The organism is Dehalococcoides sp. (assembly GCF_041654235.1).
GTDB classification, from domain to species: Bacteria; Chloroflexota; Dehalococcoidia; order Dehalococcoidales; family Dehalococcoidaceae; genus Dehalococcoides; species Dehalococcoides mccartyi_B.
In genome coordinates this window covers 1-16864 of record NZ_JBAZDW010000032.1, presented here as the reverse complement: position 1 = coordinate 16864, position 16864 = coordinate 1, and the positions used below count along the sequence as shown (strand labels likewise).

The following is a 16864-nucleotide window of genomic DNA, read 5'->3' as shown; positions in this document are numbered from 1 at the left end:
GAACTTGATGACGATATTTTGAAGTTTTTTCACTCTAAAATTGGTGGTAAAGACCTGGTTGTTGAAGACGTAGAGGAAGCTTATGAGACCGCAACCAAGATGGTTATCCCCCGCAAGTGCAAGTGGGTACTGATGTGGAGTGCCAGACAATCTCTCGAGGGCACTCGTCGCCAGGCTGGTATAACTGAAAACTATGCTGTCTGGTATTCTTATTCCCGCCTGCCCAAGGTAGGTGTGCAGTTCCAGGAATTTATCCGCGGTTTGGGTTATCAGGCCTTGAATCCGGGAATGAAGGGTTACCTTACCAGCCCTCTGGCGGCTTTTTCCGGCATGGGCGAGCATGGCCGTATGTCTTCACCCACTATCACTCCCAAATACGGGGTAACCAACCGGGCTATGTGGGCCATGATTACCGACCTGCCCTTGCTGCCCACTCCGCCCATAGACTTTGGTGCCTACAAATTCTGCAAAACCTGCGGTATTTGCGCGGATGCTTGTCCTTTCGGGCTTATCCAGAAGGGTGACCCCACCTGGGAAAACCCGGCTTCAGCCAAGTCCGGCATTCAGCAGGGCACATTTGAGGGCTGGCGAACCAATACCGCAGATTGTCCTCACTGCCCCACTTGTCAGGGCACTTGCCCCTTCAACAGCAAACCGGATTCATTCCTGCATGCTGTGGTTAAGGGCACAGTTGCCAATACCCCGCTTTTAAATAGCTTCTTTACAAATATGGAAAAAGCTATGGATTACGGGCGGAAAGACCCCGAAGAGTGGTGGGATATGGATGACTTTACCTACGGTATTGACACCAGTTACTAATAGCTTAAGGAATTGGAGGTAGGAAGCATGTTTTTCGTAGGACTGGCAGTCGCAGTCGCCTTGACTCTGTTTGTTGTCTGGCTTATCCGCCGGCAGCTTGGTATAAAGTGGTACGAATGGATTATCGGGTTTTTGGCAGTGGCTTCACTCTTTGCCACCGTCCAGCATTATTTCAGTTCGCTTGAAGAAAACGAACCGACTTCAGCCTGGATGGGAGCCCTGATATTCGGTATCATTTTTCTGATACTGGCTGCGCTTGACTGGCAGCTTGTCATCCGTCACAAAAAAGTAGCCTAGTACCGGCTGCATTATCGGTGTCTGACAGGGGAGGTTAACCTCCCCTGTTGCTATCCCCCGGTTTTTATGGATTAGCAAGCCGAAATTATTCAGCATAAAGCAGATTTTTCGGTTAGTCTAATGATTGTCTGAGTTGCCTGATAAATGTGGCTACTTTTTCAAGTGAAGGGTCTGTCTGGACAAGCTGCAGGATACGGCTGCCTACTATTATCCCGTCGGAAAATTTTGAGATATTTTGGGCTTGTTCGGGGGTTGAAATACCAAAGCCCACTGCCAGAGGCTGGCGGGCGGTTTTCCTTACCCTGTTTACAAAACTGCTCAAATCAGCCGGCAAGTTGGCAGTTGCCCCGGTAACGCCTGAGTGGGAAACGAGATAAATAAACCCCCGTGATTTGGCGGCAACTAGCTTAATCCGTTCGTCGGTACTGGTGGGGGCTAACAGAAAGATTATATCCAAGCCGGCCTCTCTGGCGGCAAAGTCTATGTCTTGGGCTTCTCCCGGCGGCAGGTCAGGAATAATAAATCCGCTTACACCCGCAGTTGCACACTTTTGGCAGAACTTGGTCAGTCCGTAATTGTAAATGGGGTTATAGTAACCCATGAATACCATGGGTATGGAGATTTTTTCTTTGAGCAGGGCGGCAACAGATAAACAGACTTCAGGCGTCACCCCGTTCTGGAGTGCCTGATAACTGGCATTTTGAATAGTAACTCCGTCTGCCAGCGGGTCTGAGAAGGGAATACCCAGCTCTATAATATCTACCCCGTTTTCTTCCAGCAGAGGCACCAGCCGCAGGGTGGTTTCAATATCCGGGTAGCCGACTGTTATGTAAGCTATAAGAGATTTTCGTTTTTGGAATGCATCACTGACACGGCTCATATCTTTACCCCCATTGCTTTTTGAACAATATCCATGTCTTTGTCCCCTCTGCCGGAGAGGTTTATGACTATATTTTTGTTTTTCGGCATGCCGCCTGCTATTTTCAGGGCATGGGCAATGGCGTGGGAAGATTCCAGAGCAGGCATTATCCCTTCCAGCGAGCATAGCAGTTTGAAGCCGTTCAGGGCTTCTTCATCTGTGACCGAAACATATTCCACCCGCTTATTATCTTTCAGGTAGCTGTGTTCAGGGCCTACGCCGGGATAATCCAGCCCGGCCGAAATACTGTGGGTTTCAATCACCTGTCCGTGTTCGTCCTGAAGCAGATATGACATGGCGCCGTGGAGTATACCCACCTTGCCGGCACTAAGGGTGGCCGAATGTTTGCCGGTGCTGATGCCGCTGCCGGCAGCTTCCACCCCGATAAGACGTACGCTTTGGTCCGGTATGAAATCATAGAAAATACCCATGGCATTGCTGCCTCCGCCAACACAGGCAACAATGCAGTCAGGTAGTCCTCCCAGCTGTCTTAAGGACTGGGCTTTGGTTTCCTGCCCGATAACTGCCTGAAAATCCCGTACCATAGCCGGATAAGGGCGCGGGCCGACCACCGAACCGATTATATAATAAGTGGTCTCCGGGTTGCTTACCCAGTCACGCATAGCTTCATTGATGGCGTCTTTCAGGGTACGGCTGCCCGAAGATACGCTTCTGACTTCCGTTCCCATCAGCTTCATGCGGAATACGTTTAAGGCTTGACGTTTGATGTCATCTTCGCCCATATAGACAATGCATTCCAGCCCCAGCATGGCGCAAACAGCTGCGGTGGCTACCCCGTGTTGCCCCGCCCCTGTTTCGGCAATTACCCTTTTCTTTCCCATATGCAAGGCAAGCAGCCCCTGACCGAGTGCGTTGTTGATTTTATGGGCACCTGTATGGGCCAGGTCTTCCCTTTTCAGGTAAATTCTGGCACCCCCCAGATGTTCAGTCAGCCTTTCTGCCAGATACAGCGGAGTGGGCCGCCCCGAAAAGGTGTTTGAAAGGGATTTCAGGCGTGACTGGAAAGACTCGTCTTTTTTGGCTTGTTCATAAGCCTGTTCCAGTTCGTTTAGGACTGGCACCAGTATTTCAGGTACAAACTGCCCGCCATACTTGCCGAAATACCCCGGTTTACCGGTGCTATCTACTTTAGGCATTTTTCTACTCCCAGCATATTTAAATATTCCACCTCTTTAACCAATTGGCAAAACTGTTCCGGATACAAAGACTGCGCTCCGTCAGACAGAGCGCTGGGCGGGTCTGAATGGACTTCTACTATCAGTCCGTCTGCCCCTGTTGCAATGGCTGCTCTGGACAGGGGGATAACATAATCACGGCGTCCGGCGGCATGGCTGGGGTCTACTATGATGGGCAGATGGCTTAAGGCCTTGACGGACAGGATGGCGCTTAGGTCCAGTGTAAAGCGGGTATTGTCCGAAAAGGTGCGGATACCCCGTTCGCACAAAATAACTTGAGTGTTGCCTTCGGCCATTATATATTCGGCTGCCATCAGCAGTTCTTCAATAGTGGCTGACAGCCCCCGTTTTAAAATGACCGGCTTTTTTGTCTGGCCTGCCCTGCGTAATAGAGAGTAATTTTGCATGTTTCGGGCACCTATCTGGATAATATCTGTGCTGGCTTCAACCAGCTTCAGGTTTTCAGAGTCGGTGGCTTCGGTAACAATAAACAGTCCGGTTTCAGAGCGTACTTTTTCCAGAATTTTGAGGCCGGCTTTGCCCAAACCCTGAAAGCTGTAGGGTGAAGTGCGGGGCTTGAATGCCCCTCCCCTGAAGAGCTTGGCACCGCCCTCTTTTACCTGAAGGGCTATCCGGAGGGTCTGTTCTTCACTTTCCACCGAGCAAGGTCCGGCAATGATAACCGGTTTGCAGCCGTTTCCTATTTCTACCTCTCCCAGACGGATAACTGTCGGTTTGGGGCAGGTTTCATGGCTGACCAGTTTATAGGGCTTGGTCACCCGCAATACTTCTTTCACACCTTCCAGTGCCAGAAAAGGGCTTTCCTCCACCATACCCTGATTGCCCACTATGCAGACGGCGGTTCGGTGGTCACCCGGTATGGGTATGCCCCGGTAGCCTGCATCCGTAATCTCACGGATGACGTTATCTATCTGTTCCTGAGTTGCATCGTTTTTCATTATTACTAACATATCCGGTTACCATCCGCATCTTTCACCCGTTCAATGAAAAGGTGTATTTTGGCTGTATCTTTTATCCCGTCTGTTTCCACTCCGCTGGCAACGTCTATTCCCCATGGTTTGGCTATTTTTATAAATCCCTGTATGTTTTCCGGATTGAGCCCGCCGGCCACCATGACGGGGTATTTCAGAGAGACCTGTTTTACAATCTGCCAGTCAAAACTTTGGCCGCTGCCCCCGAATAAGGCCTTGGTGTGGGTATCCAGCAGGAATACGGGCGTTTTTTTCAGGGCTTTAAGCCCGGCTTGTATTTCCTGAATAACCAGTTCGGCGGTAGTGCTTTCAGCAACGTGAATAACCTTGATAACCGGCAGGTTTACCTGATTGCAGTACTCCCAGCTTTCGTTACCGCTTAGCTGTACCCTGTCCAGACGGCAGACGGAGGCAATCCGGTTTACTTCTTCTGTGGGCTGGTTGGCAAAGACGCCTACCAGCATCGGTCTTGGGTTTAGTGGTTTCAGGGCTTCGGCTATCTCAAGTGCTTTCTCCGTGGTGATGCGCCGTTTGCTTTCGGCAAATACCACCCCGGCAAAGTCAGCCCCTGTCCGGGCTGTGGCCAAGGCTTGTCCAACCTCTGTCAAGCCGCAAATCTTAGTCTTAATCACAGCAGTTCCCTCATTTTGGCGGCAATATCAACCGAGGCTGTTAAGGCTTCTCCTACCAGCACTGCATCTACTCCCAGTTCTTCCAGACGGGAAATATCTGCTCTGGTCTGAATGCCGCTTTCACTGACAACTATGCACTCAGGGGGTATCAGGGGGCGAAGCCTTTCGGTTACAGTTAGGTCTATTTTAAACGTATGCAAATCACGGTTATTCAGGCCGATAATCCGGGCATTACTCTCTAAAGCTATTTCCAGCTCTGACCGGGTATGCACTTCCACCAGACATTTCATGCCCAGCTTATGGCTGAGTGAAAGCAGTTCCTGTAACCTTTCGGGAGACAGCATGGCTACTATCAGCAAAATAGCGTCTGCCCCGTACAGGCGGGATTCATATACCTGATACGGGTCATGGATAAAATCCTTACGGAGAAGCGGCAGCTTTGATGCCACCCCTGATTCGCGTATTTTCTTCAGGTTGTCAAGGCTTCCCATAAAATGGTGTTCTTCTGTCAAAACCGAAATGGCGGAAGCCCCGTTTCGGGCATATATGCCGGCAATATCCACCGGGTCAAAATCCGGGCGGATTATCCCTTTTGACGGAGAGGCTTTTTTTACCTCGGCAATCAGCCTGACCTGCCGCCCTTTAAGCTTCATGGCCATGTCAATGGGTGGATAGGGTATGTCCAGTGCCAATTCCTGCAGTTTTGCTAATGGCAGCCGCATTTTTCTCCGCTCCAAATCAGGCAGGTTGTCGGTGACAATACGTTCCAAAATCATGGTTTTACTCGCTTGCCAAAGACTGGCTGAGTTTAATCAAAGATTCTAGCTTATTAAGTGCCAGCCCGTTGTCAATTATTTCTGCGGCCAGAGAGATACCTTCGGCAATGGTGTCAATCTTGTCTGCCACCATCAGGGCGGCGGCCGCATTCAGCAGAACTACATCCCGTTTGGGCCCTTTTGCACCTGAGAGTATGGCCCGCAGGGTAAGTGCGTTTTCCTCTGCCGCACCCCCTTTGACAGCCTGAAGGGAAACCTGTTCTAAGCCCATTTCTCGGGGTGAAACCGTATGGCGAAATTTGATTATCTCTTTGTCTTTCAGTTCCCAGATAACAGAGTCTCCGCTGATAGACATTTCGTCCATGCCGTCCAGGCCGTGTACCACCAGAGCATGCTTGATATCCATGTGGCAGAGGGCTGAAATAATCTTGTCACCCAGCCCTATTTCAGGTACGCCGATAAGCTGGTACTGGGCACTGGCCGGGTTGGTCAGCGGACCTAAAATATTGAACACGGTGCGGATGCCTATTTCACGGCGGGAAGGGGCTACAAATTTCATGGCGGGATGAAAAACCGGGGCAAACATGAACCCGATACCTATTTGCTCTATACATATTTTTACCTGTTCGGCATTTAGATCTATTTTTATGCCCAGTGCTTCCAGCACATCGGCACTGCCGCACATACTGCTTGCCGCCCGGTTGCCGTGCTTGGCTACTTTTATGCCGGCTCCTGATATAATAAAGGCGGCGGTGGTAGAAATATTAAACGTGTTTATCCCGTCCCCGCCAATGCCCACTATGTCCAGTACCGGAGTGCTGGTGGATATACGGGTAGACTTTGCCCGCATGACATTTGCCAGACCGGCTATCTCTTCGGCGGTTTCACCCTTGACCCTGAGAGCAGTCAGGAATGCCCCAATCTGGGCAGGAGTAGTTTTTCCCTCCATGATTTCGTCCATGACTGAGGCAGACTGTTCAAGAGTCAGAGATTTACCCAGAACTAAAGACCCGATGGCTTCTTTAATCATTTATTTACTCTCTTTTACCTGATACAGGTGCATAGTATTTCAGAAAATTGCCCAAAATCTCCTTGCCGCATTCGGTTTTGAATGATTCGGGATGGAACTGTATGCCTTCAACCGGGTACTCTTTGTGCCTAAGCCCCATAATGGTGCCGTCATCTGTCCAGGCGGTTATTTCAAGACACTCCGGCAGGGTCGGTTTATCAACTATAAGGGAATGGTAACGTATGGCGGGAAACCCTTTGGGCAGACCTTTAAAAATACCCCGGTTGTTATGCTGTATCAGAGACTGTTTGCCGTGCATTATCCGGTCTGCCTGTCTGACAATCCCCCCGTAGGTATGCCCGATGCACTGGTGACCCAGACATATACCGAGGATCGGCAGTCTGGGGCCGAAATGGCGGATAATGTCATTGGACACCCCTGCCTGAAGGGGTGAAGATGGTCCGGGTGAAATCACGATATATTCAGGACCTAGGGCTTCTATGGCATCAAGGGTAATCTTGTTATTGCGGACTACCTTAACCTCCTGCCCCAGTTCGGAAAAATACTGAAAAAGGTTATAGGTAAAACTGTCGTAATTATCAATTAGTAATAACATGCGGTTTCTCCGATGCCTGATTTTCTGCCCTGTCCAGAGCTTTCAGCAAAGCCTGAGCTTTGTTTAATGTTTCCTGATACTCATGTTCGGGTACGCTGTCACTTACTATGCCGCAGCCTGCCTGGACATGGGCAATGCCTCCCTTGACAACCATGGTGCGTATGGCTATAGCCATGTCCATATTGCCCGAATAAGAAAAATATCCGACTGCCCCGGCATAAATGCCTCTCTTTTCGGTTTCCATTTCAGCTATTATTTCCATAGCCCGTATTTTAGGTGCGCCTGAGACTGTGCCTGCCGGGAAGCAGGATTGCAAAGCCTCAAACGGAGTAATGTTTGGTTTTAATTTGCCCTGAATGTGGGAAACCAGATGCATTACGTGGGAATAGCGTTCCACATCCATGACGTCGGTTATGCGGACTGTGCCCGGCTGGCTTATACGCCCGATATCGTTTCGTCCCAAATCCACCAGCATGGTATGTTCGGCACACTCTTTTTCGTCATGGCGGAGTTCCTGCTCAAGACTGGCGTCTTCTTTCTGGGTTTTGCCCCGTTTTCTGGTGCCTGCCAGAGGGCGGGTCATAACCTCGCCGTCTTCCACCCGTACCAGTACCTCCGGCGAGGCGCCCACAATCTGGAAATCACCGAAATCCAGATAGTACATGTATGGTGAAGGGTTTACCGAACGCAAGGCACGGTAGATGTCAAAGGGATGGGCGGAGGTGGGTCTGGACAGACGCTGTGACAAAACTACCTGAATAGCTTCGCCTGAGTTAAGGTAATCTCTTATTTTGGATACCTTGCCCTCAAAATCCGCCTGTTTGAAATTGGATTTCATTTCGGGGATACTTGCGGCGGTAGATTTTGGGGCGGTTTCGGGCAGCGGCTTTCTAAGGCGGTTAACCAGATTTTCTATATTCCGGATAGCCTGATTATATGACGTTTCAATATCCTGTTCGGTATGGACATAGCTTAGTACTTTTATGGAATGGCTGATGTGGTCAAAAACCAGCATGGTATCAACCAGCATGAAGACTGCTTCCGGAAGATTCAGGGGGTCAGCCGATGGCGAGGGCAACTCCTCAAAGCGGGTAACTGCCTCGTAGCCCAAAAAACCCACCGCCCCGCCGCAGAAACGGGGCAAATCCCCCACCGGTACTACCCGGTATTTGTTTAGTTCATTTTCAACTTGGGTTAGAGGGGGAACGGTATCTGTCTGATAGGCTGTAAGCACTTTATGGGGGTTGGTGCCGATGAAACTATATCGGGCTACGCGCTCCCCGCCTTCCACACTTTCCAGCAGAAAAGCATTTTGGCTGTCTTTGATTTTCAGAAAAGCGGAAACCGGGGTTTCAAGGTCGGCCATAATCTCACAGGAGATGGGTATCAGGTTGCCCTGTGCGGCCAGTTTTTTTACTTCGGCTAAAGATGGGTAATACATTTTAACGGGCACCTCGCAAAAAAATAAATCCCTCGTCCTTTTTAGGGGCGAGGGATTAACCTTCGCGGTGCCACCCTAATTATCCCTGCAAAAAATACAGGAATATCTTTTTTCGGGTGCGGCCCGGATTTCTCAGAGCGATACCCTAGGCTTTGATAACGGTGCCCTTCCGTCAAAACCTACTCAAGTTTCCTTTTTCGGCCTGCGACTCCTGAGTCCATTCAGTTCTATGCGCTAGCACCGGCTCTCACCTTGCCCGGCTCTCTGAGCTTCGCTTTAGACCTACTAATCTCATTCCTAGTCTGTAAAACAATATTACAATATAAAAAATGTCTTTGTCAATGTTATCTTGGTTACGTTATTGCCGGAGTTTCTTGCGGGACTGGCTAAGCGGGAGGGTTTAACTTTTTACTATTTTTTATTTTTGTTGATGTAAATTGTTAAAGCTTTTGCAGATAAATTTAAGACATAGAGTAAGGAAATTGCCACCATAATGCCCAGTATTGCTAAAATAAAACCCAGTGTGTCCATAATCAAATTCTCTCCTGTTATCTGAATAATGCCTGATATACCGGTGAAATTATAACACAAGTTATACGTATAACGATACTTCATCTCAGTTTTAGCAGATAACAATTCATGTATAGTAGCCGGTGACAGTTGTTTAGTGCCATTTATAAAAACAGCCCCCGTGACAGTTAAGTCAAAGGGGCTTTTTCACGTTCAAAAAATGGTGGGCGGTATAGGATTCGAACCTATGACCCCCTGCGTGTAAAGCAGGTGCTCTAACCAGCTGAGCTAACCGCCCGAAAGAAATATGGCGCGCTTGGTGGGACTCGAACCCACGACCTCAGCCTTCGCAGGGCTGCGCTCTAATCCAACTGAGCTACAAGCGCCGGTATGGTGCCGAAGGAGAGATTTGAACTCTCACACCTATTACAGGTACTACGCCCTGAACGTAGCGCGTCTGCCGTTCCGCCACTTCGGCCTGTCAAGTCACCAGTTGATCAGGGTTATCTGGACAACTTAAGCCGCTAGATTATACTTATTGGGATAGACTAGTGTCAATCCAGCTTCAGGAGTATCTGCTTTTAGCGGCAGGATTTATTTTGAAAATTTTAGAGTCTTGGACAATATTTAGTTTTTAAACTGTTATTGAGGCCAACTACATCTGGGATATATAGTTATGTCAGGTAAGCGTTGACTTTAAGCTCTTTTGACGATACAATTTTAGTAGGAGATAAAAATGCCAATTTACGAATATGTATGCCCAAAATGCAAAACCAGATTTGAAGACATCCGCTCTACCAGCAAGGCTGATGAGGAAGCTCTTTGCCCTGAATGCAAAACTCCCTCTGCCAGAGGCGTTTCAGGTTTTGCCTGCCGAGGTACCGGTTCCTGCGGAAGCGGCGGCGGTTCCTGTTCAAGCGGTTCTTGTTCAAGCTGTTCCGGCTGCCACTAAATTCGGTTGATGAAACTGTGTTTCGTTAAAGCTGACCGGCAAATGCCGGCATAATTCATCTGCCTATCCCAGCCAGCAATGTATTGTGTCGGTTTTTGTTTTTAGTAAAAGATCCGGATTTTCTATTGCCTTTACTCTGTACGGTGCTTAAGCGGGTATTTATTTAGCTTGCGGTTGGCAGGTACTTTTTATAAGCGGCTATCTGCAAGTTCCGTTTATCGTTATAAGATAGAGGGAAACAGATATGTCTGAAAATTACTCTGCCGCTGGTGCACCGGATGTCTTTGAGCTTTCAGAGTGTTTCAGACTGTCTTCAGGTGTGTTTCCCGGAAAGGTAAAGGATAAAATATGCGCAAGAGAGTCTTAACTATATTTGCCGGTTTGCTGATGCTAGGTTTACCCCTTTCGGCCTGTTCCGTTGACACTCCTACGGCAGGGCTTGACCAGTCTATCTCTTTCCCCCCTGGACAGAGTTGTGCCATAGCCGGCGAAGATCTGATTATCAAATTCGTAGGGGTAGTATCCGACAGCCGTTGCCCCGAGGGTGTCCAGTGTATCTGGGCGGGTGAAGTGATGGTTCAGTTGGAGATTAACTCTGGCGGCGAAAAGACCAAGTTTTACATGGTTAAAAGAGGTGCCGGAGGAGATGCGGTAGCTGATTTCGGCATTTATAAATTCAGCTTTAACGTTACTCCCTACCCTGCAGCCGGTACAGAAATTACCAAAGACCAGTACCGCCTGTTGCTGACTGTCAGTAAGGCATAGTAAGCTAGAACTGAAGTTCTGTATTGTTTATCACAGGTGTGCAATGTAGCATCTTGAAAAGAAGCGGCGGTAAACCCCGCCGTTTGGCTATTAAAAAGGCAGGTCACTTCTGGCAGGTTTTCTTAGTAGCCAACCGCCGGCCATAAGACTGACTGCCAATACCCCGATTGAAATGCCCAGCACAAGGGTGCTGTCTTCCCAGAACCCTCTGGGGAAAAACATTACCAGATAGTCTTTGGCGGGGTCTAACAGCCAGAAGTCATTGCTGAAACCAAGCAGGTGCAACCGGGTGAAGAAAGTCTGGAAATCCAGCATGGCTATAAGCCCGATGCCGCCTAATAACAAAAGGCTGAACATTCCCCCCTGAATAAGCACTATGCCGGCTTCTTTTACCCGCCCGGCCTGTTTTTTCAAGTATAGGTAAAGGAAAAATCCTCCGCCAAGTAATAGACAGATGCCCAGAGCTAGATAATTCAGGAGGATAAGCCCCTTTACATCTTTTAAGTGCAGTATTTCCCGTTCTTTAAATACGGTTACGTCTACCCCGTCTTTTTCCAGCTGCAGGTCTATATATTCCTCGCCGTTGTTAAAGTAACTGATAAGGGTAGATGCGGCTGTTTCCAGCTGGACGGGGGTAAAGCCGGTTTTCTGGCTGATTTCGTACTTTTCAAAACCCTTTTCATACAGCCACTGGCAGTTTATAAGTATACTCAGGGTTAGGGTGAGTATTATCAGTGGGATAAGGAGTATGGCTAAGGTTTTCCAGACATTATATAAAAATCTTTTCAATTCTGGTTTCATGGCTGTATTTTACACTCTTATCTGCGAAAAATGCACCTTCAAACCTTGAGGTTGTCTGTTTGAGGTTGTTTTAAGCCTTGAAATGCCTTCTCACCTGCATACCTCAAATGGCAGGGCTGTGTTATAATCTGCCCTTAGGAAAAGCTATGTTTTGTCATCTTCATGTCCACACCGAATTCAGCCTGCTGGACGGCATGTGCCGTATTTCCCAGCTGGTAGTCCGCGCCAAGGAACTTGGCATGGAGGCACTGGCTATTACTGACCACGGCACTATGCATGGCATTCCCCGTTTTTACAAAGAAGCCAAAGAGGCAGGCATAAAACCCATACTGGGCAGCGAATTTTATCTGGCATATGGTGATCGCACCGCCAAAACTGCGGCAGACAAAAACTACTACCATCTGGTACTGCTGGCTAAAAATAACAAGGGCTACCATAACCTTATTCAGCTTAGCTCGCGTTCGCATCTGGAGGGCTTTTACTACAAACCCCGTATAGATAAAGAACTGCTTGAGAAATATTCAGAAGGGCTGGTTTGCCTTTCGGCCTGCCCGTCGGGTGAAGTACCCCGCCTGATACTGGAAAACCGCTATGATGAGGCCAGAGAAGCCGCCCTGTGGTACAAGAAAACTTTTGAAAACTACTATATAGAAATCCAGCGCCACCCCATGCCTGATTTGGAAAAGATAAACAGCGTCCTTATACCTATGGCACGGGAGCTGGATATTCCCTTGGTAGCTACCAACGATACCCACTATCTGGACAAGGAAGATGCCCCCTACCATGATTTGCTGCTTTGTATAGGCACAAATGCACTGGTCAGTGATGAAAAGCGGATGAAGATGGAGGGGGAATATTTTTACCTGAAATCCCCTCAGGAAATGGCGGAAGCCTATCAAGATATACCTGATGCAATTGAAAACACCGCCAAAATAGCTGAGATGTGCAATGTCAGCCTGGACTTCGGGCGTCTGCACCTGCCGGAGATAGATATACCCAAAGGCAAAACCCCTGATGAGTATCTGGCAGACTTGTGCTATGAAGGACTGCCAGTTTTTTACCCTGATGCCGGCCCGGAGATACTTGACCGCCTGAAGTACGAACTGGATGTTATCAAAACCACCGAGTTTGCCAATTACTTTCTGGTTACCTGGGATATCATCCGTTTTGTAAAAGAAAAAGGGTTGTATTATGGTGTCCGTGGCAGTGCCGCTTCGTCCATAGTGCTTTACTGTTTAGGCATAACCGCCCTTGACCCCATCAAATACAAACTGGTTTTTGAGCGTTTTCTGAATATTGAACGCAAGGAAATGCCTGATATTGATATGGACTTTCAGGATGACCGCCGCGAGGAGGTTATTGAATACGTTGTCGGCAAGTACGGGCGTGACCATGTTTCCCAGATTATTACCTTTGGTACGCTGGGGGCAAAAGCGGCCGTGCGGGATGTGGGACGGGCACTTGGCATGGCCTATGCCGATGTGGATAGGGTAGCCAAGGTTATACCTTTCTCCCCTCACATGACTCTGGACAAGGCTATGGAAGAAAGCTCCGAGCTCAAGGAAATGTACAATCAAGATGCCGTTGTCCGCAATCTGGTGGATGCCGCCCGCAAGGTGGAGGGTCTTTCCCGTCATGCTTCCACCCATGCTGCCGGCGTAGTCATTTCCAAAGACCCCTTGACAGACCATGTACCCCTGCAGCGCCTCAGCAAGGAGAATAATCTGGGGCTGGTCATGACCCAGTACACCATGGAAGACATAGCCAAAATAGGTTTGCTCAAGATGGACTTTCTGGGTTTGGTCAACCTGAATATACTGGGCAAGGCCTGTGCGGTAATCAAAGAATACACCGGACAGGATATCGACCCCTTGGCCATACCCCTTGACGACCAAAAGACCTTTGAACTGCTGGCAGCCGGCGAAACAGTGGGTGTTTTCCAGCTGGAAGGTACGGGTATGCGCCGCTATATCAAAGAACTGAAACCGACAGTGTTTTCGGATATTGGTGCTATGGTGGCTTTATACCGCCCCGGCCCTATGGAGCAGATACCCCGTTTTATCAAATCCAAGCATGGGCTTGAGCCTATCACCTATCCACACCCCGCACTTGAACCCCTGCTGGAAGAAACTTACGGGGTTATTGTCTATCAGGAGCAGGTTCTCTTCATAGCCCAGACCTTTTCCGGCTATACTCTGGGGCAGGCGGATATACTCCGCAAGGCCATGGGTAAAAAGATTGCCGCCGTTATGCAGAAGCAGAAAGCCAACTTTGTGGACGGGGCCATGAAAAACGGCTATACCCGTGAGATAGCCGATGAGGTATTTGCTCTGGTTGAACCTTTTGCCGGGTATGCCTTTAACAAGGCCCATGCTACCAGCTATGCTCTTATCGCCTATCAGACAGCCTACCTCAAGGCTAATTACCCAGTGGAATATATAACCGCTTATCTTCAGGCTTTTTGTGACGTGACCGAAAAGGTGGTAACCGCCGTTACCGAAGCCCGCCATATGGGGATAGAAGTATTGCCGCCGGATATTAACCGCAGCGGGGCTAATTTTGAGATAGAACAAGCTGAAGGCGGGGTTAAAAAAATCCGCTTCGGGCTGGCGGCTATCAAGAATGTGGGTGTGGCGGCAGTAGAGCCTATTGTGGCCGAAAGGAAAGCCAACGGGGACTATCTGTCTGTGGAGGATTTATGCCGCAGGGCCGAGGGTTCATCACTTAACAAGCGGGTGATGGAAAGTCTGGTTAAGGCCGGGGCTTTGGATAATATGGGTGACCGGGGAACGCTCTTTTTTAATTTGCCGAATATACTTTCGTTGGCTCAGCGGGAGCAGAAGATGAAAGATTCAAACCAGACTACTATGTTTGACCTTTTCAGCCAGCAATCACCCGTACCCATGACTAATCTGGAGCTTGAAGAATCACCGGTTACCACCCGTGAAAAACTCCAGTGGGAAAAAGAGCTGGTAGGTATATTTATATCTGAGCATCCGTTTACCCCCTATGCCAGTTCGGCTTTGGAGGTAACTACCGCCCTGTGCGGCCAGATAGATGAGGAACTCCACAATCAGCTGGTTACAGTGGCGGGTATGGTGGCTTCGGTGCGGGTTTCGGCCACCCGCGAAGGCAAACCGTTTGTTATGGCCGAAATTGAAGATTTGGTAGGACGGGTGGAAATAGCCGCCTGGCCGAAAGTTTATAACGCAACCAAGGCCCTCTGGGAAGAGGGGAATATTCTTTTAGTGGAAGGTAAAGCTGTGGTTCGTGGAGACAGGGTATCAATTCATGCCGAAAAAGTAAGCCGGTACCAGCCGGAAACAGAGAAGAAAGCGGCACCGGTATTTATAAATGCCCCCCAGCCAAAATCAGAGGAAAAAGAGCCTCCGGCTCCCCAGCTGCAGCGTTTGGTGGTATGTATCCAGCAAACTGAAAATGAGGAACGGGATATTGACTGCCTGAACGAGGTGGTGGAAACCCTGCGGCAATATACGGGTGAAACCGAAGTACGGTTGTGCGTGGTCAACCACGAGAGGGTTTTCATATTGAAAATGCCTGATATCTGGGTATACTATTGTCCGGAGCTAAAAAATAAGCTTGCTGCCCTGGTGGGCAATGCCAATGTGAGGTTGGAGAATAATGCCCCAAGCGGATAAACTGGAACTGGCGGGCATAGCCCCGAACCAGATAATAGCTGAGATGTGGCAGGGTTTTCTGGAGGGGGAGGGTATTCCGTCCACTCTGGGAGCCCAGCATGTATTTTCGTATCTGGGGGTGACCATGTTGCCGGTAAGTCTGTATGTTTTAAAGGAACACCTTACTCAGGCCAAAGAAATATTGGCGGATTTGCAGATACAGAATGAAGAACCGGATGAGTCTGCCGAATAAGACCGATGAGACCCCCTCCTCCAATCCCCCGGCTAACCCTAATGAAGGGCACCGCCAGCGTTTGCGTGAGCGTTTTTTAAAGGCCGGTCTGGACGGGCTGAATGATTATGAAGTGGTGGAGCTACTGCTTACTTTAGGAACTCCCCGCCGTGATTGCAAACAGGCCGCCAAAGAGGCTATCAAAAACTTCGGCAGTCTGAGGGCTGTGCTGGAGGCCTCACCTGAAGAACTCTCAGGCATAAAGGGCATTGGGGCGGTCAATTCGGTGGCTATCAAACTTATTAAAGAAGTATCCCAGCGTTACCTGAAAGATGGCATTATTGAAAAACCGGTCTGCAATACTGCCCAGCAGGTGTTTGACTACCTTTACTGTGCCATGCGGGGTCTTAAAAAAGAGGTTTTCAAGGTAATTTATCTGGACAGCCAGCACAGGGTGCTGGACGTGGCAGACCTTTTTTGCGGAACGGTGGCCAGCGGTTGCATAGTCCCCCGTGAGGTGATTGCGACCGCTATTTCCAAAAATGCCTCCGCCCTTATTTTTGTCCACAACCATCCCTCCGGCAAGACCGAGCCTTCACAGGCAGATAAAGACGTAACCCGTGAACTGGTATATGCTGCTATGGTGATGAAAATACGGGCTTTAGACCATATTATCATCGGGGATAACTGTTATTTTAGTTTTGCCGCCGCCGGTATTATGGGTGAGTATGAAACAGGTTTTCTGAATTTGAAACTGAAGCATGTTTCCGAGGCCAGACGCCATATATACCGGGCAGAACTGTTCGGGGGAAACCCGGAGTAGATTAGCCTGATGGAGTGAAATTATGAAGAAATTTGCGGGTTTGATACTTAGTCTGGTTTGCGCTTTCAGTTTGGCTTTTTCCGGTTGCAGTGCTCAGGTAAAAACTTATACCGCCGATGATACCCTGATAGAGTGCCATACCGGTGACGAATTTATAGTAGCCCTGACGTCTAATCCCAGCACCGGGTATAGCTGGGATTTTGAATCGGTCAGTTCTAAAATATATCTGGTTGAAAAAACCTATACGCCTGATAATGCTGATACCGCTCTGGTCGGAAGCGGCGGAACCGAATATTTCCGCTTCAGGGCTTTGGATAAAGAACAGACCGAACTCTGGTTTTACTATTCCCGTCCGTGGGATGCTGTACCTCTGGAAACGTTAGTTATAAACCTGAAGGTTTCCTAGCTTCCAGTGTAAGCAGCCAGCATTTTATATTTATCCCGCC

General features: G+C 49.0%; 18 protein-coding genes, 3 tRNA genes and 1 other annotated feature. Of the genes, 9 read left to right on the top strand and 12 right to left on the bottom strand.

The features are described 5' to 3' along the window. A partial coding sequence (locus WC259_RS05275) for a reductive dehalogenase (protein ID WP_372643469.1) occupies positions 1 to 819 on the top strand: 819 nt, incomplete at its 5' end. A 27-nt stretch (positions 820 to 846) separates the two neighbouring features. Beyond that, complete coding sequence (locus tag WC259_RS05270; RefSeq protein ID WP_012984495.1) at positions 847 to 1116, top strand: hypothetical protein; 270 nt, start codon at positions 847 to 849, stop codon at positions 1114 to 1116. 112 nt (positions 1117 to 1228) lie between these two features. On the opposite strand, the gene trpA is transcribed toward WC259_RS05270, so the two are convergent. The 11 genes from trpA to WC259_RS05215 form a co-directional block, all read right to left on the bottom strand. Continuing rightward, positions 1229 to 1996: a tryptophan synthase subunit alpha gene (gene trpA, locus WC259_RS05265; RefSeq protein WP_213164722.1), complete on the bottom strand. Its 768-nt coding sequence runs from the start codon at positions 1994 to 1996 to the stop codon at positions 1229 to 1231. Further along, entirely contained in the window at positions 1993 to 3192 is a 1200-nt protein-coding gene (trpB, locus tag WC259_RS05260) for a tryptophan synthase subunit beta (protein WP_015407260.1), read from the bottom strand. Before trpB ends, trpA begins: the two co-directional genes overlap by 4 nt. Further along, the gene (gene aroF / locus WC259_RS05255; protein WP_034376225.1) at positions 3180 to 4202 is read right to left on the bottom strand and encodes a 3-deoxy-7-phosphoheptulonate synthase; all 1023 of its coding nucleotides are present in this window, start codon (positions 4200 to 4202) and stop codon (positions 3180 to 3182) included. The genes trpB and aroF overlap by 13 nt, the downstream gene beginning before the upstream one ends. After that, positions 4196 to 4855, bottom strand: a complete 660-nt coding sequence (locus WC259_RS05250; protein ID WP_015407258.1) for a phosphoribosylanthranilate isomerase — start codon at positions 4853 to 4855, stop codon at positions 4196 to 4198. The genes aroF and WC259_RS05250 overlap by 7 nt, the downstream gene beginning before the upstream one ends. Continuing rightward, positions 4852 to 5631: an indole-3-glycerol phosphate synthase TrpC gene (gene trpC, locus WC259_RS05245; protein ID WP_015407257.1), complete on the bottom strand. Its 780-nt coding sequence runs from the start codon at positions 5629 to 5631 to the stop codon at positions 4852 to 4854. Before trpC ends, WC259_RS05250 begins: the two co-directional genes overlap by 4 nt. Before the next feature lie 4 nt (positions 5632 to 5635). Continuing rightward, the gene (gene trpD, locus WC259_RS05240; RefSeq protein ID WP_015407256.1) at positions 5636 to 6661 is read right to left on the bottom strand and encodes an anthranilate phosphoribosyltransferase; all 1026 of its coding nucleotides are present in this window, start codon (positions 6659 to 6661) and stop codon (positions 5636 to 5638) included. Between the two features lie 4 nt (positions 6662 to 6665). Further along, positions 6666 to 7256, bottom strand: coding sequence for an aminodeoxychorismate/anthranilate synthase component II (locus tag WC259_RS05235; RefSeq protein ID WP_015407945.1), 591 nt, complete (start codon positions 7254 to 7256; stop codon positions 6666 to 6668). Next, positions 7240 to 8697, bottom strand: a complete 1458-nt coding sequence (gene trpE, locus WC259_RS05230) for an anthranilate synthase component I (RefSeq protein WP_061977487.1) — start codon at positions 8695 to 8697, stop codon at positions 7240 to 7242. Before trpE ends, WC259_RS05235 begins: the two co-directional genes overlap by 17 nt. 40 nt (positions 8698 to 8737) lie before the next feature. Continuing rightward, positions 8738 to 9005, bottom strand: a binding site (T-box leader). Positions 9006 to 9428: 423 nt separating this feature from the next. Then, positions 9429 to 9505, bottom strand: a tRNA-Val gene (locus WC259_RS05225). A 10-nt stretch (positions 9506 to 9515) separates the two neighbouring features. Further along, positions 9516 to 9593, bottom strand: a tRNA-Arg gene (locus WC259_RS05220). A gap of 5 nt (positions 9594 to 9598) precedes the next feature. Further along, positions 9599 to 9685 (bottom strand) — tRNA-Leu (locus tag WC259_RS05215). A 258-nt stretch (positions 9686 to 9943) separates the two neighbouring features. Between WC259_RS05215 and WC259_RS05210 the strand changes: the two genes are divergently transcribed. From WC259_RS05210 to WC259_RS05200, 3 genes are all read left to right on the top strand, one after another. Further along, positions 9944 to 10159 carry a zinc ribbon domain-containing protein gene (locus tag WC259_RS05210; protein ID WP_010937148.1) on the top strand — a complete coding sequence of 72 codons (216 nt, stop codon included), beginning with the start codon at positions 9944 to 9946 and terminating at the stop codon, positions 10157 to 10159. 244 nt (positions 10160 to 10403) lie between these two features. Continuing rightward, positions 10404 to 10526 (top strand): hypothetical protein, encoded by a 123-nt coding sequence (locus tag WC259_RS05205; protein WP_011309819.1) that lies wholly within the window; start codon positions 10404 to 10406, stop codon positions 10524 to 10526. Then, positions 10508 to 10924 carry a hypothetical protein gene (locus tag WC259_RS05200; protein ID WP_011309818.1) on the top strand — a complete coding sequence of 139 codons (417 nt, stop codon included), beginning with the start codon at positions 10508 to 10510 and terminating at the stop codon, positions 10922 to 10924. The genes WC259_RS05205 and WC259_RS05200 overlap by 19 nt, the downstream gene beginning before the upstream one ends. A 90-nt stretch (positions 10925 to 11014) precedes the next feature. Here WC259_RS05200 and WC259_RS05195 read toward each other — a convergent pair whose 3' ends face one another. Further along, positions 11015 to 11725, bottom strand: a complete 711-nt coding sequence (locus WC259_RS05195; protein WP_372643464.1) for a TIGR01906 family membrane protein — start codon at positions 11723 to 11725, stop codon at positions 11015 to 11017. Between the two features lie 146 nt (positions 11726 to 11871). Here WC259_RS05195 and WC259_RS05190 point away from each other — a divergent pair, with 146 nt between their 5' ends. The 4 genes from WC259_RS05190 to WC259_RS05175 are packed head-to-tail and all read left to right on the top strand — an operon-like array spanning position 11872 to position 16824. After that, complete coding sequence (locus WC259_RS05190) at positions 11872 to 15384, top strand: DNA polymerase III subunit alpha (protein ID WP_372643461.1); 3513 nt, start codon at positions 11872 to 11874, stop codon at positions 15382 to 15384. Then, a complete protein-coding gene (locus WC259_RS05185; protein WP_011309815.1) occupies positions 15368 to 15616 on the top strand; it encodes a putative signal transducing protein in 249 nt (82 codons plus the stop codon). Before WC259_RS05190 ends, WC259_RS05185 begins: the two co-directional genes overlap by 17 nt. Beyond that, positions 15600 to 16418 carry a DNA repair protein RadC gene (gene radC / locus WC259_RS05180; protein ID WP_078409759.1) on the top strand — a complete coding sequence of 273 codons (819 nt, stop codon included), beginning with the start codon at positions 15600 to 15602 and terminating at the stop codon, positions 16416 to 16418. Before WC259_RS05185 ends, radC begins: the two co-directional genes overlap by 17 nt. A gap of 22 nt (positions 16419 to 16440) precedes the next feature. Further along, complete coding sequence (locus WC259_RS05175) at positions 16441 to 16824, top strand: protease inhibitor I42 family protein (protein ID WP_012034186.1); 384 nt, start codon at positions 16441 to 16443, stop codon at positions 16822 to 16824. Positions 16825 to 16864 lie beyond the last annotated feature (40 nt).